At 66.0% G+C, this 19,826-nt stretch carries 20 protein-coding genes, 1 tRNA gene and 1 pseudogene; 3 read left to right on the forward strand and 19 right to left on the reverse strand.

What is annotated here, in order from left to right; genetic code table 11:
- Window positions 1-70: 70 nt before the first annotated feature.
- The 7 genes from ACX40P_RS00760 to ACX40P_RS00790 form a co-directional block, all read right to left on the reverse strand.
- Window positions 71-907 (reverse strand): hypothetical protein, encoded by an 837-nt coding sequence (locus ACX40P_RS00760; protein ID WP_459124393.1) that lies wholly within the window; start codon window positions 905-907, stop codon window positions 71-73.
- A 124-nt stretch (window positions 908-1,031) separates the two neighbouring features.
- Entirely contained in the window at window positions 1,032-1,307 is a 276-nt protein-coding gene (locus tag ACX40P_RS00765; RefSeq protein WP_459124394.1) for a hypothetical protein, read from the reverse strand.
- Window positions 1,308-1,410: 103 nt separating this feature from the next.
- On the reverse strand, window positions 1,411-1,956 hold the full coding sequence (locus ACX40P_RS00770) for a hypothetical protein (protein WP_459124395.1): 546 nt from the start codon (window positions 1,954-1,956) through the stop codon (window positions 1,411-1,413).
- Between the two features lie 151 nt (window positions 1,957-2,107).
- On the reverse strand, window positions 2,108-4,219 hold the full coding sequence (locus ACX40P_RS00775) for a phage NrS-1 polymerase family protein (RefSeq protein ID WP_459124396.1): 2,112 nt from the start codon (window positions 4,217-4,219) through the stop codon (window positions 2,108-2,110).
- 26 nt (window positions 4,220-4,245) lie between these two features.
- Window positions 4,246-4,494 (reverse strand): helix-turn-helix transcriptional regulator, encoded by a 249-nt coding sequence (locus tag ACX40P_RS00780; RefSeq protein ID WP_459124397.1) that lies wholly within the window; start codon window positions 4,492-4,494, stop codon window positions 4,246-4,248.
- A 112-nt stretch (window positions 4,495-4,606) separates the two neighbouring features.
- Entirely contained in the window at window positions 4,607-5,308 is a 702-nt protein-coding gene (locus ACX40P_RS00785) for a restriction endonuclease (RefSeq protein ID WP_459124398.1), read from the reverse strand.
- 200 nt (window positions 5,309-5,508) lie between these two features.
- Window positions 5,509-5,600 (reverse strand) — tRNA-Ser (locus ACX40P_RS00790).
- Window positions 5,601-5,746: 146 nt separating this feature from the next.
- Here ACX40P_RS00790 and ACX40P_RS00795 point away from each other — a divergent pair.
- On the forward strand, window positions 5,747-6,484 hold the full coding sequence (locus ACX40P_RS00795; protein ID WP_459124399.1) for a DUF1134 domain-containing protein: 738 nt from the start codon (window positions 5,747-5,749) through the stop codon (window positions 6,482-6,484).
- On the opposite strand, the gene pyrC is transcribed toward ACX40P_RS00795, so the two are convergent.
- Window positions 6,481-7,518: a dihydroorotase gene (gene pyrC, locus ACX40P_RS00800; RefSeq protein WP_459124400.1), complete on the reverse strand. Its 1,038-nt coding sequence runs from the start codon at window positions 7,516-7,518 to the stop codon at window positions 6,481-6,483. The genes ACX40P_RS00795 and pyrC overlap by 4 nt on opposite strands.
- A 50-nt stretch (window positions 7,519-7,568) precedes the next feature.
- Between pyrC and ygfZ the strand changes: the two genes are divergently transcribed.
- Window positions 7,569-8,306: a CAF17-like 4Fe-4S cluster assembly/insertion protein YgfZ gene (gene ygfZ / locus ACX40P_RS00805; RefSeq protein ID WP_459124401.1), complete on the forward strand. Its 738-nt coding sequence runs from the start codon at window positions 7,569-7,571 to the stop codon at window positions 8,304-8,306.
- A gap of 217 nt (window positions 8,307-8,523) precedes the next feature.
- On the opposite strand, the gene ACX40P_RS00810 is transcribed toward ygfZ, so the two are convergent.
- From ACX40P_RS00810 to ACX40P_RS00850, 9 genes and pseudogenes are all read right to left on the reverse strand, one after another.
- Entirely contained in the window at window positions 8,524-9,669 is a 1,146-nt protein-coding gene (locus ACX40P_RS00810) for an OmpA family protein (RefSeq protein WP_459124402.1), read from the reverse strand.
- Window positions 9,670-9,788: 119 nt separating this feature from the next.
- Entirely contained in the window at window positions 9,789-10,247 is a 459-nt protein-coding gene (locus ACX40P_RS00815; RefSeq protein ID WP_459124403.1) for a DUF2793 domain-containing protein, read from the reverse strand.
- Between the two features lie 22 nt (window positions 10,248-10,269).
- Window positions 10,270-11,097, reverse strand: a complete 828-nt coding sequence (locus ACX40P_RS00820) for a GTA baseplate fiber-binding domain-containing protein (RefSeq protein ID WP_459124404.1) — start codon at window positions 11,095-11,097, stop codon at window positions 10,270-10,272.
- On the reverse strand, window positions 11,094-12,203 hold the full coding sequence (locus tag ACX40P_RS00825; RefSeq protein WP_459124405.1) for a phage portal protein: 1,110 nt from the start codon (window positions 12,201-12,203) through the stop codon (window positions 11,094-11,096). The genes ACX40P_RS00820 and ACX40P_RS00825 overlap by 4 nt, the downstream gene beginning before the upstream one ends.
- A 186-nt stretch (window positions 12,204-12,389) precedes the next feature.
- A pseudogene (locus ACX40P_RS00830) lies at window positions 12,390-13,615 on the reverse strand (DNA-packaging protein).
- A gap of 164 nt (window positions 13,616-13,779) precedes the next feature.
- Entirely contained in the window at window positions 13,780-14,373 is a 594-nt protein-coding gene (locus tag ACX40P_RS00835; RefSeq protein ID WP_459124406.1) for a hypothetical protein, read from the reverse strand.
- Between the two features lie 355 nt (window positions 14,374-14,728).
- Entirely contained in the window at window positions 14,729-15,325 is a 597-nt protein-coding gene (locus ACX40P_RS00840) for a PEPxxWA-CTERM sorting domain-containing protein (RefSeq protein ID WP_459124407.1), read from the reverse strand.
- A 313-nt stretch (window positions 15,326-15,638) separates the two neighbouring features.
- Window positions 15,639-16,484 carry a helix-turn-helix domain-containing protein gene (locus tag ACX40P_RS00845; RefSeq protein ID WP_459124408.1) on the reverse strand — a complete coding sequence of 282 codons (846 nt, stop codon included), beginning with the start codon at window positions 16,482-16,484 and terminating at the stop codon, window positions 15,639-15,641.
- Window positions 16,485-16,628: 144 nt separating this feature from the next.
- A complete protein-coding gene (locus tag ACX40P_RS00850; RefSeq protein WP_459124409.1) occupies window positions 16,629-16,784 on the reverse strand; it encodes a hypothetical protein in 156 nt (51 codons plus the stop codon).
- 301 nt (window positions 16,785-17,085) lie between these two features.
- Between ACX40P_RS00850 and ACX40P_RS00855 the strand changes: the two genes are divergently transcribed.
- A complete protein-coding gene (locus tag ACX40P_RS00855; protein WP_459124410.1) occupies window positions 17,086-17,511 on the forward strand; it encodes a DUF1810 domain-containing protein in 426 nt (141 codons plus the stop codon).
- A gap of 10 nt (window positions 17,512-17,521) precedes the next feature.
- On the opposite strand, the gene ACX40P_RS00860 is transcribed toward ACX40P_RS00855, so the two are convergent.
- Together ACX40P_RS00860 and thiC are read right to left on the reverse strand one after the other, a co-directional pair.
- The gene (locus tag ACX40P_RS00860) at window positions 17,522-17,923 is read right to left on the reverse strand and encodes a VOC family protein (protein WP_459124411.1); all 402 of its coding nucleotides are present in this window, start codon (window positions 17,921-17,923) and stop codon (window positions 17,522-17,524) included.
- A gap of 10 nt (window positions 17,924-17,933) precedes the next feature.
- On the reverse strand, window positions 17,934-19,790 hold the full coding sequence (gene thiC / locus ACX40P_RS00865; protein WP_459124412.1) for a phosphomethylpyrimidine synthase ThiC: 1,857 nt from the start codon (window positions 19,788-19,790) through the stop codon (window positions 17,934-17,936).
- Window positions 19,791-19,826: the final 36 nt, after the last annotated feature.

Consider the following 19,826-nt stretch of genomic DNA (forward strand, 5'->3'; position numbering starts at 1 on the left):
CACGGCAAGGAAAGGGACCGGGCCGGCGGCGCCGCCGCAGGGCGTTCAATTCTGCGGCGGATCGGGGCGTTCAGATATTGACGCGGCGCTTCGCCTGTTCGGCGACGGCGCGGTTGTAGAACGACGTGCGGACGCCACCGCGCACATGATCGTACTTCTTCGCCAGTTCCTTCAGCGTGACGCTTGTTTCGAGCGCCGCAAAGGCTTCGGGCACGAACCGTTCGATCGCGTTCAGATAGTAGGTATCGCGCGTGTCTTCGGAGATACCGAGCAAGAACGACGGGGCGTTGACCATGACGCGGGCGATTTCGCTATGCGTCTTCGCAGCGGCGCGGATTTTCGCCTGCCCTTCCGGGGTGCGAAAGTTGTCCTGAAGCCATTCGATCGTCTTCATATCGAACGCCGCCTTTGACGGGTCGGGCTTGAAGTAATCTTCGGCCTTCGCGTTGGCTTCGTTCGCCAGCGACGCGGCGCCCTGTTCAAGTGTCCGTTGCGTCTTCGCCAGCACGGTATCGAGCCGGCCCGCCAGCGTTTCGGCCGCTTCGTGCTTCAGCACGTCGTTCTTTGTCGGATCATTTGCGAGCGCCGCCAATGTCAGAACGCCTTCCTTGACGGCGTCGTGCGCCGTGTTCACGTCGCCGCGCACCGCAACGGGCAGCGTGTCGGCGTCGCCCAAGTACGCCTTTCGGAACGCGCCGACTTGCATCTCGCCAATGAACTTCGTCGCGCCGGGCGACTGAACAAGCATGGTCGGGTTCGTCATAGGGAAGCGTCCTTTGCCGTGTTGAAGGCTCCAAGCGTTCGCCGCCGTTCGGCCGTGCGGGCTTCGGAGTGAATGCGGAAGTCGGCCGGCGTCATCGTTGCTGGCACGACCATGAAGCGATGACCGGCGCGCACGTTCGGCCATCGGTTGCGGAAGCGGGCAAGCGCACCTTCGATCGTCTCGCCGTATCGGACTTCGAGTACGTGCGGAGCGTCGGCGGGCGCGGGCGCCTTCGGTTCAAGCCTTCGCAGGCGGGCAGCTAGGTTCTTCATGCTACGGCCCGTTCTTCGAGCGCTTCGAGCCGCTTTTCAAATTCGCCGCCTTCGATCATCCGCGAAATGAGTGCGAGAATGTTCGCCAGCCGGGCCGCGTCCTGAACCGGGAGGATGCCCGATCGCGCTTCCCGGAACAGGCGAGCCGCTTGGCTCTGGCAGTCGCCCACAGTGGCAAGGCGAGCCCGATAGGCTTTCCGCTTCGGCGCAAGGGCGGGGGCCGGCGGCGATCCCCAGCTATTCTGCGGCTTTGCGGTTTCCTGCCCCTGCAACTTTCTATCCCTAACGACCACACAACGTGCAACTGATGTCGCAAATATCGCGTCGGCCCAGGGTAATCAAGCCACAATACAAGTATAGTCGAGGCTTATCATGTCACTTTAACCTTCTGACTCTCATTGTTCGTAGTTTCGGCTGTTCTTTCTTCGGTTCGACAAACAGTGTTCTATCGTATTCGAGCCCTCTCCGTCTAAACTCTCGTCGTATGTCGATTGCTACACCGGGCAGAGTCCGTGCGGCGAGTAGGATCAACCCGCTTCGCATCAACCTATCAAGTTCGTGATCTGATTGAATTAGGTTCAGGTATGCGAGCCGCAACAGGTTCGGCATGTTCGGAAAGTAGATGCGTTCGTTCTGTTGCAAGTGCCGTGCGTATCGGCGCGAGTTGCGTCGATACTTCGTTGCGACTGCCCCGAACGCTAGCTTCGACATGAATATATCCGCTGCGTTTCGCCCGTCGCCTTCGAGATAGACGGTTCCGTATTCGAGTAAGCCCGCCGCCTCTTTGATGTACGCGAGTGTGAGATAGTCGCTTACGTTCGCGACGCTGCATTGCCCGGTTCGGATCAACCGGCCTTCGGCAGCGTCTAACAGTTCGGCAACAACCCGGTGCGCGCGATCGTCGAACAGTTCAGCTTGCATGTTCAGTTCCCAATGATGGCCGGTATGTTGGCTTGGACGCATCCGGTTCGAAATTCGGTGCGTTCGCAATGCGGTAGCGCGAGCGCTGGCGGACGAACTCTCCGCCTTGCCCACAGTGTTTTTAGGGCGGGTGCCCGCCCCAAAGGGGCACCTAGCCCTTAGGGGGTATGGGGGATGATTGAAGCACATGTTCGAAGGGTGTTTGCAGGGTGTCGGTAGGGGTGTTCGCAGGGATGATCGAAGGTGTCTGAAGGTATGTTTGCAGGGTGTTTGAACCCCCGCTGGCGACGATGATATCGGCCCGCCGCGACGGTGCGCCTTCCGATTGTTCGATCCGAATTTGCCCCGCTGCGAACAGTCGTTCCATTGCCGCTTCGAAGCCGGCGACTTTGTATTCCGAACCTTTGACGGTGCCAGCAAACGCCTTCGGTGCGTAGTTCGTCGATTTCGGCTTTTGAGATACGTTCCGGCCTTGCGCGGCGAACTCCGCTAGCAATTCCATGAACAGTTCGTCCGCTGCATTTTCGGCTGCAACCCTGTGGGCAGGCTCGTTCGACGTGCGGCTAGTCTCGACCAATACGCCGCTTTGCCATTCGAGCCGGATTTGCCCGCCCGTTCGACCGTAATTAGACTTCTTCGTTTCGAGTATGCGGTAGTGCGGATTGCTCTCGTCGCGCTTCAGGTACAGCCGGGAGCGGACGCTGTTGTTCCATGCGGTTGATCCCGACTGCCCGGACCCGTTCGACATGCCGGATAGCGAAGGGTGCGCGAGCAACAACACCGTCGTGTCCATTTCGAGCGCCAAGCCGCGCAAGCCGCCGATGAACTGGCGAGCCTGTGCCCGGTTGTTCTCTTCGCCCCCGAACATGTCCGCCAGCGTGTCTAGGACGACAAGGGCGGGCCGATGCGCGGCGACGTAGCCGGCGAGCGCCTGATACACCGCCGTAGGCTTTATGACGCCCGATCGGCCGTCCGGGACCGCTAGAACCGCGTCACGCCCTGCTAGGGGCGATATGGCGAGCCTGTGCGGTAAGCGGTCAAGCGCCGGCCCTTCCGCCTTCACGATATCGGCAAGCCGGCGGTGGACTTCCTCAATTTCGTCTTCGGCGGTGACGAACAAACAATCGCCGCTTCGGACTGCGGTATTCACCCATCCTAGGCCCGCTGCGGTTGCATAGGCGAGTTGCAGGGCGAGAAGGCTCTTCCCGGTTCCGCCGTCGCCGTTCAGCAACGTCACCGTTCGGGCAGGCACCATTTCGGCAACGTGCCATGATCGGGGTAGCACCGGCTTACCGGCGAGTTCGGCCGCGTTGACGATCGGGAAGGGATCGTCGGGCGCAAGCAGTATCAGCGGCTCGCGTCGTTCGGTCTGCGCTTGATCGACAACGCCCTTCAAGGCGGCGGCGACGCCTGCGAAGTCGGGCTGCGGAACATGACGATCGAACGCGCGAGTGATTGTCGCACTTCGATAATCCTCGCGCTGTTGCGTCTTCGCACGTTGCCCCTGTGGGGATCGAAGCCATAGCCGTTCGATTTGGTCGGGATCGTCGGTGTAGAACGCTAGGACGTTCACAAGCGCTTGATCGATTGCCGATCCCGATCGGTCGCTACCGTCCACCGCCGATGCGTCGCCATTCCAAAGCCGCATGAACTTTTTGCCGTTCGATGCGGCTGCGGCGCGTTCGAACACGGCTTCGTCGGATTCGACGGCTTGCCGGAAATATTGGCTTGCGGCTCCCGGTGCCGATGCAGCCCCGCCCATTTCTGCCCACAGGGTGTTCAGCAGATCGTGCCGGTTCGCTATCGGTGCGTCGCGATAGACGTTCCCCGTCATCGTGAAGAAGCGATCGGCGCTATAGACTTCGACCTTCGCCCGGCGCCGGCCGTTCGGAATGGCGCCTTCAACGATGATGTGAACACCGCGCCCGGAAGGGCTTAATTCGGTGTAGCTGGCGAACGCTTCTTCGATCACCATTTGCCGCCGGTATGCTTCGGCGTCGTCGCTCGCGTCGTCTAGGTCGATGCCGGCGAATGGATCGTTGTTCGTGAAGACGAAGCCGATCCCTTCCCAACCGCCGGCCGCGTGCGCTGCAACGGCTTCGTCGAAGCTGCCCCATGTCGTCGGATCGGTGACGCTCGCCTGTCCGCCCCAATTCGGCGAATACAGGTTCTTCGTTGGCTTCGAGCCGTCGCGCTGTTCGTAGCGCCAGACGACGAATTGCCGGTACGCCTGCATCGGCGCCGGGATGCGGTGGAACTGCATGACGGACTCACAATCAACAGTTCGGATCACACCCGGCCGGCTTCAGCGCGGAGTTTCCGCAGCTTCAGCACCAATTCGACGATTTCGTGTTCCGCCTTCCCCGCGATGCGAGCGGCGTTGACCGCTTCGATTTCCGTTTCCGGCCAAGCTGCGGATCGTTCGCCGATTTTGACCGGCGGGGGCAGCACGCCCTTGCCGACGTGAACGTAGATCGAAGCGCGACTAAGCCCGGTGCGCTCCATCACGTCGGGAAGCCGAAGTAGGTTGTAAGACATGGTTCGATACCCTTGAACGTCGCTAGACAAGGGCGTGTTGGGCGGGGGAGCCGTTCAGCAACAACGGGGAGTTTTTGAACCGGCGCAATCGATTCGTACAGGTCGGCTGAGCCTAAGAAGGCAGCGAGGCTTCAGCCCCATCGAGCTTCGCTTCAAGCTCCGTAATCAGCGGTTCAAGCGCCGTTACAACGTCCTCGGGCCCGTTAAGCGACGCCGGGATTGGTCGAGCGCTCATCATATCCCATTCGTCCACCACGATTGGATAGCTCGCGCGGAATGCACGAATGAGTATCTTTGATACGAAATCTACAATGAAGGCACCAGAGTATAGATTTTCATCCCCCATGTCGTACCGTAGACCAGTGTCGATGCGGTGCCCTTTAGGGATTTCCCAATACCGCGCCCTCGCCGTTTCATTGCGGTCGTATAGATCGCGCAGTCGAACAGCAAACACTTCGCTGCGCGATGTTGTGCCTAGTTCTGCAAGAGAAGACACTTGAACATTAGTTAGCTTCGAAGCTTCGATTGCCCCACTTTGGAATCCGGCTTCACATAAAATTATGCCGCGATCCGCTCCAACATCCGATACGATTTCGCGCAAAGCTAGTACGTGGAGTTTGTTTACAGCATCCTTCCAGTGTTTACATTCTACAAGCCACGTAGCTTCAAACCCAACCATTTTGATTTTAACAACGACATCAACGTCATGCGACGTTCGGACGCCTGCAACAGCTACGTCGGTTGCAGCCTCCAGCCCCAGTGATCGAAAAAACTCGGCGGCTTCCTCTTGGTACTCTTTCCAATTGCCTGCCACCGCGCACTCCCCGCTCACCCAACCTGCGTTTCAGACCGGCGCACCGGCGACACAGGTAGTCGCACAATAACGCCGCTCGAACGACGAGCGAACTACGAAATTTCGCTGCATTCCATCGCGATTGCGTTGTTGGCCCGGTTGTGGGCCGGCCTGGCGCCATTCAGCTAAGTGCTTGTTTTCAAACGGGAAAACAGCATTTTTGGCGGAGACGGAGAGATTCGAACTCTCGGTACCGTTTAACGGGTACGACGCTTTAGCAAAGCGTTGGTTTCAGCCACTCACCCACGTCTCCGGACCGGCGGCACGCGGCGTCTATAGCGTTGCCGGGGCGGGCGATCAACCGGCCTATCACGTCCATGTGACCGCGCGTCGATCCGTTCATTGCGGGTGCAGCCCGGTCGCGGTTAAGATGCGCGCAGTACCAGGGGGATCGATCCGATGAAGCGTATTATGAAAGCCATCGCGGTGCTCGGCGCCTTCGCGATCACGCTGCCCGTCACCGCACAGGTGCGGACCGTTGATCCCAACAGCGCGATCGATGCCGACCTGTCGCCACGCACCGCGCCGCCGCCACCCCAGCAGCAGACGCCCGATCCTTACGTTCCCGCCGAGGCCCCGCCGCCCGCCCCTGTCACGCAGGAGCCGGCGCCCAACAACCCGCTCGCCGAACGCGCTACCGCCGCAGAAGCCGCGCCGACCTACAAGCGCGACGACATCCTGGCCGCCGCCGAGAACACCTTCGGCAAGGGCGCCGAAGGGCTTGCCGGGCTGATCGAGAAGCTGCTCAAGGAACAGGGCGAGCCCGACGCCTATATCGCCGGGCGAGAGGCGGGCGGTGCGCTGTTCATCGGTGTGCGCTACGGCTCGGGCGTTATGACGCACCGGGTCGAGGGCGAGCGCAAGGTCTACTGGACCGGCCCGTCGGTCGGCTTCGACGTCGGCGGCGACGCCAACAAGGTCTTCGTGCTCGTCTACAATCTGGTCGACACGCAGGAGCTGTACCATCGCTTCCCGGCGGTCGAGGGCCGCGTCTATTTCGTCGGCGGGTTCGCCGCGACCTACATGCGGCGTGGCAGCACGGTGCTGATCCCGATCCGGCTGGGCGTCGGCTGGCGGCTGGGCGCCAACGTCGGCTATATGAACTTCACCGAGAAATCGCGGCTGCTGCCGTTCTAATTAACCAGGCGCCAGTTCAACGTCTCACCGGCGCGGAACGGTACGACCTCGGTTCCCGCCGCCGGCAGCGCGGTCGGAACGGGTAGCGGTGCGCGCTCCAGCGTGACGGTGCCGCCGTTCAGCGGCAGGCCGTAGAAACGCGCGCCGTTTTCGCTCGCGAACGCCTCGAACCGCTCGATCACGCCGTCCTCGTCGAACACGCCGAGATAGAGCTCGAGCGCGGTCAGCGCGCTGAAAATCCCCGCGCAGCCGCATCCCGATTGCTTCGCCTCGATCGCGTGCGGCGCGCTGTCGGTTCCAAGGAAGATGTTCGGCGCCCCCGATGTTGCCGCCTGCCGCACTGCGACACGGTGCCGCTCGCGCTTGGCGACGGGCAGGCAATAGGCGTGCGGACGCAGGCCACCCGCGAACATCGCGTTGCGGTTGATGATGAGGTGCTGCGGCGTCACCGTCGCGCCGATGCGCTCCGGATTGGCGAGCACGACCGCTGCCGCCTCGGCCGTGGTGATATGCTCCAGCACGATACGCAGCCGCGGAAAGTCGGCGAGGAGGCCGGGCAGCACGCGCTCGACGAACGCCGCCTCGCGGTCGAAGATATCGATCGCCGGATCGGTTACCTCGCCGTGGATCAGCAGGGGCATGCCGATCGCCTGCATCGTCTCCAGCACCGCGCCGATGTGTGCGATGCTGGTCACGCCGTGCGCGGAATTGGTGGTGGCGTGCGCGGGATACAGCTTGCACGCGGTGAACACGCCGTCCGCGAAGCCTCGCGCGACCTCGTCAGGGTCGGTCGCGTCGGTCAGATAGCAGGTCATTAGCGGCGTGAAGCCGGTGTCGGCGGGCAGTGCCGCCATGATCCGCGCGCGATACGCCTGCGCCGCCGCCACGTCGGTCACCGGTGGCGACAGGTTGGGCATGACGATCGCGCGCGCGAACTGGCGCGCGGTCGCGGGCGCCACCGCCGAGAGCATGTCGCCATCGCGCAGGTGGACATGCCAGTCGTCGGGCCGGCGGATCGTCAGGCGGTCGGTCATCATCGGGCTTTCGCGCTTGGAAACGGTGCGCGCTCGCTTATCTCGATATCATGTCCCACACCATCCTGTCCGACCGCGCCGTTCTCCGCATCGCGGGTGACGACGCACGCGCGTTCCTCCAGGGGCTGGTGACGCAGGATGTGACCGCGGTCGCGCCGGATGCGCCCTTATGGGGCGGGCTGCTGACCCCGCAGGGCAAGGCGCTGTTCGATTTCCTGCTGTGGGCCGGCGAAGACGGCGCGATCCTGATCGATTGCGAGGCGACGGCGGCCGATGCGCTTGCCCGGCGGCTTACCCTCTACCGGCTGCGGCGGCAGGTGACGATCGAGCGGAGCGACCTTTCCGTCCACTGGTCGGTCGATGGTGCAGAGGGCGTCCCCGATCCGCGACTGGCCGAACTCGGATGGCGCTGGCTGTCTGCCGCTGGAGACGGGGGCACTGCTGCAAATGCAGGTTGGCGCCGCCAGCGCCTGCTGCTCGGCGTGACCGAGGGGGCGGCGGAGCTAGGCCAGGACGCGACGCTCTGGCTCGAATGCAATGCGCGCGAACTGAACGGCGTCAGCTTCACCAAGGGCTGCTATGTCGGGCAGGAGAATACGGCGCGCATGCATCACCGCTCGAAGGTCAACCGACGGCTGGTCGTCGCACACGGCGCCACTGCGCAGGATCGCACGCGCGCCGTTTATCCCGATCTTGATCTGCGTGTGGACCATCGTCGCATCGACGATCTCGGCGAGGCGGTCATGCCCGACTGGCTGGCGGCAGCGATCGCTCAGCCCTCCGACTGACGCCTGAATTACGGTTCGGAGAGGCTCGATAAGACGAGCCGGACCTCGCGCCCTTAACGCGCCGCGTCACCAGTCTCGTTTATGGTCCTGGAGAGCGTCGCTATGAATGGGCGCGCATGCGATGCTCGCCAAACAAGCGTACTATTCATTGCACGCAAAGAAAAAGGAGGCCGGATCGCTCCGGCCTCCCTCATTTCGTTCAAAACCGAACGGTGGATTACTGACCCGAACCAGGCCCGTAAGTGATTTCCACGCGACGGTTCTGCAGCTCGCGAACGCCATCGGCGGTCTCAACGCGCGGACGGCTTTCGCCGAACGCTTCCGAAGAGATCGTGCCGTCGGCAATGCCGCGCGACGTCAGGTAGCCACGGACCGAGTCCGCGCGACGCTGCGACAGACCGACGTTGTAGCTCGCCGAGCCCGAACGGTCGGCGTGACCTGCCAGCATGACCTGCGCGTTGCCGCAGTTCTGGTACGCCGAGATGGCGTTGTCGAGGATGCCACCGGCTTCCGGCGTGATGTCCGAGCGATCCCACTCGAAGAACACGATGTACGGCCCAGGCGTGCAGGGCACGGCTGCGGGCGTCGGCGGCGGGGGCGGCGGGGGAGCCGGCTCCGGCGGCGGCGGCGGCGGAGCGACGGGCTCCGGCTCCGGCGGTGCGCCGAAGTTGTAGGTCAGGCCACCCAGGATGCTGTGCGAACGGTAACGACCGTCGAAGCCGCGACCGGTCACGTCGACCAGACGAACGTCGTCGGCGTTGAAGAAGCGATACTTCAGCGTCGCGTCGACATTGTCGGTCAGCGGTGCACGGATACCCGCCAGCGCTTGCCAAGCGAACACCGTGTCGGAGTCGTTCAGGAACGCACCGCGACGGTTGAGGCCATAGTCCTCGGCCTTGACGCGAGCGACGCCAACGCCGCCGCCGACGAAGCCGGTCACGCCGTCATCGTCACCGAAGTCAAGCAGACCGTTGACCATGAAGCTGAGCACCGAGGTGGTGCCGCCAGCATAGTCGAAGTTGCCCGAAGCCTGGTTGCCCAGAGCACCGGTGGTGCCGTACACTGGCGTGGTCACCGACGAGCGATAGCCGTCGAGGTTCGCACGCTTGTAGCCGACTTCGGCCTCGGCGCGGAACGCACCGAAGTCATAGCCGATGATGCCGTCGACATCGAAACCATAACGGTGATCGACGGTCGCGGCGTTGGCGGTGGTCACGCCGGCAGTCGTACGGATATCGAAATCGATATCCTCGACGATCATCGCGCCACCTTCGACGCCGACATACCACGCATCGTCGCGGGCCATGGCGGGTGTCGTCAGCGCGGTCGTCGCGAGCGCCATTACAATGGCAAGCTTCCGCATAAATTCCCCTTTCTTCGTTGTCACTACGGACAGCGCAAACTCACTACCTTCGCGATGGTTTCAGGGCAAGCGAACAAATTCCGGCGGGTGTGGCGGAACTGTCACAGATTTGCGCTCGATCAAGTTTCGATCAGCCGGTGCTGGCGCAACGCCGTCAGGATCGCCGCCACGCTCGCACGTACCTCGCTGTCGACGGTCGAGCCGCCGGTCGCGCTCGCGATGGCGGCGGCGGGCGGCGCCACCTCGACCTGCCATGCGCCACCGCTCTGCCGCAGCGATCGGCGCGTCGCGGCGTCCCACACCGCCAAGCCTTCGCGTGGAGCGATGAAGCGCCACCCGCCCGCCGTCCAAGCCGCTATCGCCCCGGCCTGCCCCGCCCAGACTCCGTCCGGCTGCGCTCCCACCAGCCAGCACGCGCCCTCCGCCGGCGCGGTCGGCGGCACATCGAGCCCTGCCGCGACGACGCTCGCGTGCTGCAGCACATCGATCAGCGCCAGCGCCTCGTTATGGAACATCTCCTTCTGCGCCTGTCCCGGCGCGAGCAGCGGCAGCGCGAAACGCGCGGTCGTATCGCTCATCCTCGTAACCCTTTCGATTGTGTCAGAAAAGCCGCAGCTTCGCCGCCGCAGACGGCGCCAGCGTTCCTATTTGCCGGACAGACCAGTCGCCCGCCGCATCAGCCGGCAGCGCCACCGCCGGTGCCATTGTCTCTGAAACGACCGTCCCATCGCCCCGCTCGATCCGGTAGGCTTCGCGCTCTTCGGTCAGCGGCACGTCGACTCCGTCGCGCCACAGCCAACCCGCACGCCCACGCCGGACCCAGCGCAACGTCCCCGCCTCCATGCGCAGATGCACGGGGGACGGCGGCGCCACCGACCGGCCATCGATCGTCGCCTCGACGGTGACTCCCGCCGCCGGATCGCCCGGCCCCGCCGCCATCACCGCCACGTCGGTCCCGATCGCACTTTCGGGCAGGTCGACGACATGCAGCGTCCCGGGATCGAGCAGCACGAAGCGACTGCCGCTCCCCGCCGTGCCCGCCGCCGCCTCGGTGCCGCGCCGCCCGCGCCACAATCCGCTCAGACGCCAGCGCGCGCCGCCGAGCGGTTCCGCGCGCTCGAATTGCACGATCTCGTCGCCGATCAGCGCGCGATTTGCGCCCGCGTCGATCCCGGTCGTATCGGCATCCGCCAGCATCATGCCGCCATGCGCCAGCGTCACGACGAGCGTCGTCCGCCGATCGATCAGATATGCACTGCCCGCCGGCACCGCCGCCTCGACCCGCCCGATTACCGCCGGCAACCGCCGTGTCGTCACACCCGTCCAGCCACTGCCCATCCGCACCGACAGCGCCGCCTGTCGCCAGCCCGCCCCCGTCCCCGCTGCCGCGATCGTCAGCCGCGGCGCCGACAGCACCGCGCCGTTCATGCCGCTTCCTCCAGCCCGACCGCGCGGCGCTTTTCCGCCATCGTCATGAAGTCGGCCGCCGCGATGCTGCGCCACAGCCGCTCGCGATCCTCCGCCAGCACCGCCACCCGGTCCATCGCGACGGAGAGCCGCGCGCCCTCGGCCCACCCGCCCAGCGCCTGCGCCAGCCCCGTCAGAATCGTCTCCGCCACCGGCAGCACCGCCTGCCGCCACAGCGCCTTGTTCGCTTCGCGGTAATTGGCATAGGCCGCGTCGCCGGGCAGGCCGAGCAGCATTGGCGGCACCCCGAACGCCAGCGCGATCTCGCGCGCCGCCGCCGCCTTCAGCCCGACGAAGTCCATGTCGGCGGGCGACAGGCTTATCGCCTGCCACTTCAGCCCGCCCTCCAGCAGCATCGGCCGTCCCGCGTTGCCCGCGCCCGCGAACCCCGCCTCCATCTCGGTGCGCAGCCGCGCGAACTGCTCGCTCGACAGCGCGCTGCCGTCGCCCGGATCATAGACCAGCGCGCCCGACGGCCGCGCGGCATTGTCGAGCAGCGCTTTGTTCCACCGCGTCGCCGCATTGTGTATCGCGATCGCCCCCGCCGCCGCGGCGAGGCACCCCATGCCCAGATGATCGTCGGCGGGGTGGAACGCCTTGATATGCACGATCTCGGGCCGCGGCCCGTCCGCGATCAGCCGCGCGGACTGCGCCCCCACCCGGTAGCGATAGGCGACCGGCCAGCCCGCCGCATCCGCCTCCACGCTCACACGCTCGGGCCGCAGCGCATAGAGCTCGCCCACGCCGCCCTGCCCGTCGCCGATCAGCTGGATATAGGCGTTGCCGTGCAGCAGCAGATGCGCCGCCGCCGTCTCCAGCAGCGCCTGTCCCGTGCTCCGCGTCGTGACCAGCGCGGCCAGCTCCGGCGCAGACGCATCGACCGGCGCGCTCGCCACTGCCTCGCTCACCAGCCGCACCGCGCGCTGCGCCACCGGATTCGTCGCATAGCCCTCGCGCAGCTGTGCCTCATACCCGCTCGGCCACGCGCCGAACGCCGGCCCCGCCACCCCACGCGACAACGCCGGACGCGACTCCTCGCGCCCGGACTTCCGCCCGAACAATTTCATATCGTGTCCTTCCCGTTGCTGCCATCACGGCGGTCCCAGCCAGTAGGGTGTGTCGGAATTCCGTTCAGGCGGAGCCGAAAAGTGTAGTTCGCCGAGCACCGGAGCGCAGCGTACTTCAGTACGTGAGCACCGGAGCGCAGGCGAACTGCGCTTTGCAGGCCCGCCTGGGCGGAAGGCCGATACAGCCTACAACCCCCGCACGCTCGCCACCCCGCGCCCCCCCAGCATCAGCTCGGTCAGCGCCCACACGCACGCGTCCGCCCGGTCGGGCGAGCGCCCCGGCCCCTCGTACCCGCCCCCGGAGACCAGCCCGCACAGCTCGTCCTCCAGCCCCGGGAACACGCCGACATGCCGCACCCGCCCGCATTCGTAGAGCGCGGCGACCGGCTCCGCTCGCGCCGCCTTCCCGCGCGAGGCATGGACCAGCACCACCGGCATCCCCGCGTCGGCCGCCTTCAGCACCCCGCGCACCATGTCGCCGCCCTGGTTCTTCTCCGCCACCACCCGGTCGGCGCCATGCGCCCGCGCGCACGCCGCCGCCGCCCGCGCCCAGCGTTCGGGGGAGACGCCGCCCACGCTCGCATCCGCCAGCACATAGCTGACGCCGTCCGCCCCCAGCCCCGCCGCGACGATCCCGCACAGGTCGCCGCCCGCGCTCACGCTCGGGTCGATACCGACGACAACGCGCACCAGTTCGGGCGCCGCCGCCACCCGGCACCCCTCGATCGTGTCGCGCGTCCACAGCGCCCCCGTGACATCGTCGATCATCTCGCCGTCCAGCTCCTGCCGGCCCAGCCGCGTGCCGGCATATTCCGCCGTCACCGCATCGACAAAGCTCGCCGGCAGATGCGGATTGTCGCGCGTCCGCCCCAGCGTCTCGGCGACATCGGGCAGCGCCATCACCCGCCGCATCAGCCGCGTCGGCCTGGGCGTCGTCGTCACCAGCGTGCGCGGCCGATCGCCCAGCCGCATCGTCATCATCAGATTGTCCCACGCCGCCTCGCCCGCGCGCCACTTGCCCAGCTCGTCGCACCACGCGTGGCTGTGCTCGGGTCCGCGCAGCGCCTCGGGCGACAGCGCCGAATAGGCATAGGCCCGCGCGCCGTTCGGAAACACCAGCTCGCCGCGCCCCGCGTTCCACTTCGCGGTCTCGTCGTCCCAGCCGGTCGCCAGCAGCCCGCTCTTCCCCTCGATCATCACGCGGCGCACGTCGTCGATCGTGCCGCTGACCAGCGCGATCCGCACATGTTTGCCCTCGCGCGCCCGCGCCCACACCATTGCGCCCCGGCCAGCGTCTTGCCGAAGCCGCGCCCGGCGCGGATCAGCCACACCCGCCAGTCGCCCTCCGGCTCATATTGCCCGTCATGCGCCCAAGCCCGCCACCGCACCACCATCTCGCGGCGATGGATCATCGGCACGTCGCTGAGCAGCCGATCGCGGAACGCCGCCGGCAACTCCGCCAACGTGCCCAGCGGATCATGCAGTCCCGCCGCGATCGCATCCGACACCTTCGCCTCACCCGCCGTCGCCGCCCGCACTTTGGGCGGTCGCGGTCGCCGCGACCCCTTTGGCACGCTCACTTGCCCACCGCGCGCAGCCGCTTGGCGAGCGCGTCGAGCTGCTTGCGCAGATAGGCGTCGGTCTCCTCTGGCGTCGATCGCTTCGAATGCGCATTGGGCCGCGCCGTCCCCTCCACGGTGGCGCGGTGGCGGTTCAGCAGCACCAGCGCCAGCTGCACGTCGGGCGATCCGTTCGCCTTGGTTGGCAGGCCGGAGGCGGGATTGATGACCTCGCCCGGATCGAACAGCGACGGCCGCTCGCCCGCCAGCGTCGCCAGCGTCAGCCGCAGCAGCTCCTCCTCGATCCGCTCATATCCGGTCGCCAGCGCCTCGCGCCACGTCGCCGCGAACTGCGGATCGGTCCGCCGCTTGTGATACAGCGTGGTCAGGTTGACGCCCGACACGTCGCTCGCGTGCCGCACGTTGCACGTCTCGCCCAGTGCGGCGAAGAACCGGCGCAGCGACGCGGTCGGCACGCGCCTGTCGGTCGGCTTCTTCTGCACGATCCGGTCGCGCCCGCCGCGCACCACGCGCAATTCTTCGCCCGCCGCGGCGCTTGCCCTCACCGCTGCCTTGGCAGTTGGCGCCCATCCGCCCGTCGACTTCGCCATCGCCAGCACTCCCCCAAAGCCCCCGAAACGCGAACGGGCCGGCGGCACCCCCGTGCCACCGACCCGTCCACGCGCCGCCCGCCCCACCGGCAGCGGCTCGCCAAGGCCAGCGCCATCGACCGCACCCGATGCCCGCCCCGGCACCGTCCGCGTTCCCGACCCGCAATTCCTCAGCGTTCCTGTTATGTGCCAGATGAGCTTGACGATGTCAAGCCGAAATAACCTTTTTGGTTATAATGACGTTCGAGCGATTGCTGCGACGCAAACGCTCACACCGTCGTTTGTACGGCATCGAACAAAAAGCCGCCGGCCTCGCTACCGACGGCTTCTTCGAATGCCTCAAAGGGTATTCGTGTCAGGCGAAACGTACCTGCGTGGTAAGCTTGGGTCGACGGCGAACGGCGACACCGATGCCGCCGAAACCGAACAGCATCATCGCCCAGGTTGCCGGTTCCGGCACGGCTGCGGTGGGATCGCTGGCGGTGGGCGCCGGCGTGATGTCGCGGGCACTGAAGCTGCTGCCAAAGCCCTCCGTCGATCCCGCGACATAATAGCTTCCGTTCGCTCGGTGATCGGATACGAAATTGCCGGAGGCGTCGACAGCCATCACATGCCTGAAATCATTGGTCGGCGGTTGTATGTATTCGCCGTTTGCCGCTCCATAGATACTCAGGATCCGCATCTCCGGACTGCCAAGATACCTGTCGTCCCGTGCCGGTGTATACCTGAACGTGGCCAACGCGGCGCCGAACACCGAACTCTGGGTCGTCGTGTAGTTCGCGAACGTCACCGCCTGGTCGGCGTTGAGCGACGGATCGAAGGTCACATCGAACGACGACACGACCTTGGATATCGGCCCGCTCGAATAGGTTGCCGTGATTTCATACCGCTTGGTGATGACGGCCGCATTGGCGCTGCCGCTCAGCATCAGGCCGGCCACGATGCCGGCCATCAGCTTGTGGGAATGTCTCTTCGTCTCTGCCCCTGTCGCGCAGATCGATCGCGCGGTTTCCAGCGACGGCAGATATCGGGCGCTGGCTGGAGGGTCTACGACGTCGCTATCCAAAATGGACACGCAGGCCATCACCGTCCCGCAGCGGGATAGCGTACGGACATATGCCGGGAACGTGGATCTTCGGCGCTTCCTTGCCCTTCGGGCTACCCGCGATTGACGTGCGCGTCGCTCGGCCAGGCAGCCCGCCTGCTCGAACGGTCTGGCGCTGCTGGCGTCGTCACGACCGGCACGTCGCCAGACCAGTACCCCTTCACGGAAACGGAAACCCAGCCGCCGCCAGCAGCTCCATCACCCGCCGGATGTTCATATAGCTGGTGCGGCTTACCTCGATATTCTCCGGCAGGTTAAGCCACTGCTGCGACACGCGATAGCCGACGTCCTCGCGTTCGACGCGGCCGTCCGCCACCATCGCGGCCAGCTGCCGCCGCACCGTCGTCTCTGGCATACCCAGCCGGCGGGCGACCGTCGCCACCCGCGTCGGCGGGATCGCCGCATCGGGCACCACCTCCCGCTCGTCGGCATAATGGCGCGACAGTTCGACATCGTCGGTCACTGTAGCGAAGCCGAGGTCCATCACTGCGGAGAACACCACGAGCTGCAGCCAGCTGCCGTGCGGCGCACGATTGCCGTCCAGCACGGTCAGCATGATATCGGCGGCGGCGCGCACCCCCGATACCGGCGAATAGGGGATGGCGGGGCGGGGCGACGGCAATGGCACGCCCGCGGCATGCAGGGCGGCGACGAATTCCCCCAGCGCCGCGTGAACGTGCATCATATACGGGGTCAGCGCCGCCTGCCCGGCGGCACTCACCGCGACGCCGCCGGGGTGGCGCTCGCACAGACCGGCGGCGATCAGCGCGGCGACGTTGCGACGCACGGTTTCGTACGGCGCGGACAGCGAATTGGCGAGCGACAGCACTGGCATCGGCCGCACCGGCTCCTCGGCCGGGCCGACGGTCTGGCGCACGATCAGCGACAGCATCGCGAACCGGTCCAGATTGCCGCTCGCGAACGACAACCCTTCCGAAATGATACTCGTCTGCATCCGCGCCAGCAGGCGGGTCACGATCCGGATGGGTGGCGGTGCGGTGCTCACGCAGACCACTTACCGCGACCCGACGCGGAAATCAGGCCGACGTCGTGCGATGCCCGGCTATATCCGCCAGAATGAGTACCTTGCCGCCAGATCGGGTAGCCCCACGCTTCCGTCGCGCCGGCGCGCGGCTAAACCCGTCCCCGGTCACGCAGCCTCGCTGCCCGATCGTCGATGCCCGACGCAGGTCGCGGCAACGACGGTGGTGATGAGGGTGGCGAAGACGGCCCGGTCGCGCGACGCGAACGGGGCCTGCGCCTTACGGCTGGCGGCTTCGGGGCTCGATATCGCCCAGCCCGTCATGGCTTCGGCCCGGTCCCGCGTCGCGGTGCTCCGGCCGCCGACCCACGCTAGCGGTCCGTCTGCAGGACCACCCCCCGGCAGACGGACACTGGAGGGCCGCCGGTCTCACGACCGGCGGCTCTTTAACGTCGTGGGGCGACACCGTTCCCCGCCCAGCCGTTCGTCCTGAGCGACGTCGAAGGACATGGTTCGACCCACACCGCCGTTCGCCAGCCCCTCCCACCGGTCGCCCTGAGCGAAGTCGAAGGGCCTGACACGCCCCCACTCGACACCCTTCCCGCCGCCCAGGCGTTGACCCGCCATGACCACCCCACCCGACCCCCTCGATCGTTTCGTCACCGCCCAGGCAGGCGGCGTCCACGACACCGCCCTCGCCGAACTGCGCGCAGGCCGAAAACGCACCCACTGGATGTGGTTCATCTTCCCCCAGATCGCCGGCCTCGGCCACAGCGACACCGCCCGCCACTACGCGATCGCCGACCTGGCCGAGGCACAGGCCTACCTCGCCCACCCCGTCCTCGGCCCAAGGCTGATCGCCGCGGCGGAAGCCCTGCTACAGCACCGCACCACCCCCGCCGACACGATCCTCGGCCCCATCGACGCAACGAAACTCCGCTCGAGCGCCACCCTGTTCGAAGCCGCCGGCGGCGCGCCAGTGTTCGGGAACGTGCTAGACGCGTTCTACGCGGGCGAGCGGGACGGAGCGACGCTGGCGTTGCTGGGGTGAGGTGCGGCAGTTATGCGCCGGCTGAACGCTGTTCGACCAGATCCCAGCGATTGCCGTAGAGATCTTCGAACACTGCGACACTACCATAGGGCTCCTGCCGGGGTGCTTCGGTGAAGCGCACCCCCGCCGCCGTCATCCGTGCATGATCGGTGGCGAAGTCGGCGGTCGCCAGGAACAGGAACACACGCCCGCCGGCCTGATCACCGATGGCGGCTTCCTGCCGCGCGCCGACCGCCTTCGCCAGCAGCACCGCCGCGCCGCCGTCGCCGGGCGGCCGCACGACCACCCAGCGTTTGCCGCGCGTCGCTGTCGGCGTGTCCTCGACCAGCGTGAAGCCGAGGACACCGACAAAATATGCAATCGCTTCGTCATAGTCGCGGACCAGCAGCGCGATCTGCGCCAGCCGCGTCATCGCGCGCAATTCATCCGCGCTCGGGCTCCGCCGCCAGATACACCTCGCCACCCTTCGCACGGAACGTCTCGCTCATCGCCGCCATGCCGGCCTCCGCCTCTTCCGCCGCGACGAACGTCTCGACCGGCGCATTCTGCTTGGCGGCAAAATCGCGCACTTCCTGCGTGATCTTCATCGAACAGAATTTCGGCCCGCACATCGAACAGAAATGCGCCGTCTTCGCCCCCTCCGCCGGCAACGTCTGATCGTGATAGGATTCCGCCGTATCCGGATCGAGCGAGAGGTGGAACTGGTCGCGCCAACGAAACTCAAATCGGGCCCTGCTCAGCGCATCGTCACGCAGCTTGGCGGCGGGGTGGCCCTTGGCGAGATCGGCGGCGTGGGCGGCCAGCTTGTAGGTGACGACACCGACCTTCACGTCGTCGCGGTCGGGCAGGCCCAGATGCTCCTTGGGCGTGACGTAGCAGAGCATCGCCGTGCCGTACCACCCAATCATCGCCGCGCCGATGCCGCTGGTGATATGGTCGTATCCCGGCGCGATGTCGGTGGTCAGCGGCCCGAGCGTGTAGAAGGGCGCCTCTCCGCACGCGGCCAGCTGCTTGTCCATGTTCTCCTTGATCTTGTGCATGGGCACATGCCCCGGCCCCTCGATCATCACCTGCACGTCCTGGTCCCACGCGCGCTTGGTCAGCTCGCCCAGCGTATAGAGCTCGGCGAACTGCGCCTCGTCGTTGGCATCGGCGATCGATCCGGGGCGCAGGCCGTCGCCCAGCGAATAGGCGATGTCATACGCCTTCATGATCTCGGTGATCTCGTCGAAATGCTCGTAGAGGAAGCTCTCCTTGTGGTGGGAGAGGCACCATTTCGCCATGATCGACCCGCCGCGGCTGACGATCCCCGTCACCCGCTTCGCCGTCATCGGGATGTAGGGCAGGCGCACGCCGGCGTGGATCGTGAAGTAGTCGACGCCCTGCTCCGCCTGCTCGATCAGCGTGTCGCGGAAGATGTCCCAGGTCAGTTCCTCGGCGATGCCACCGACCTTTTCCAGCGCCTGATAGATCGGCACCGTCCCGATCGGCACGGGGGAGTTGCGGATGATCCATTCGCGCGTGTCGTGGATGTTGCGCCCGGTCGACAGGTCCATGACCGTGTCGGCGCCCCAGCGGATCGACCAGACCAGCTTGTCCACTTCCTGCGCGACGTTGCTGGCGACCGCCGAATTCCCGATGTTGGCGTTGATCTTCACCAGGAAGTTGCGGCCGATCGCCATCGGTTCGGATTCGGGGTGGTTGATGTTGTTCGGGATGATCGCGCGGCCCCGAGCCACCTCGTCGCGGACGAATTCGGGCGTCACGTGATCGGGGATCGCCGCGCCGAAGCTCTCGCCATCGCGGACATGCCCGATCAGCGCGGCGCGGCCCATGTTCTCGCGGGTCGCGACATATTCCATCTCGGGCGTGATGATCCCGCGGCGGGCATAGTGCATCTGGCTGACGTTATGACCGGCCTTGGCGCGCAAGGGACGGCGGATCGGCTTCGGGAAGGGCTGCACCCCGCCAGAGCGGTCCGGCCCCAGCTGGCCATTGTCCTCTGGGCGAATTTCGCGCGCGTCGTATCGCTCGACGTCCCCGCGCCCGACAATCCAGTCGTTCCTGAGCGCGGGCAGACCGGCCATGATGTCGATCCGCGCATCGGGATCGGTGTAGGGACCGCTGGTATCGTAGACGTTCAGCGGCGGCTCGCCGCACGACGGCTCCAGGTCGATCGCGCGCATCGCGACGTTCAGCGGACCGACGTGGATCTTGCGGCTGCCGCGGATCGGGCCGGTCGTGACCTTCAGTTCGGTGCGGGCGGGAATATCGGCCATGGTCTTCCACTCCTATGTCGGAGGGGAACGGGGCCG

It is taken from the genome of Sphingomonas sp. RS2018 (genome assembly GCF_054489605.1).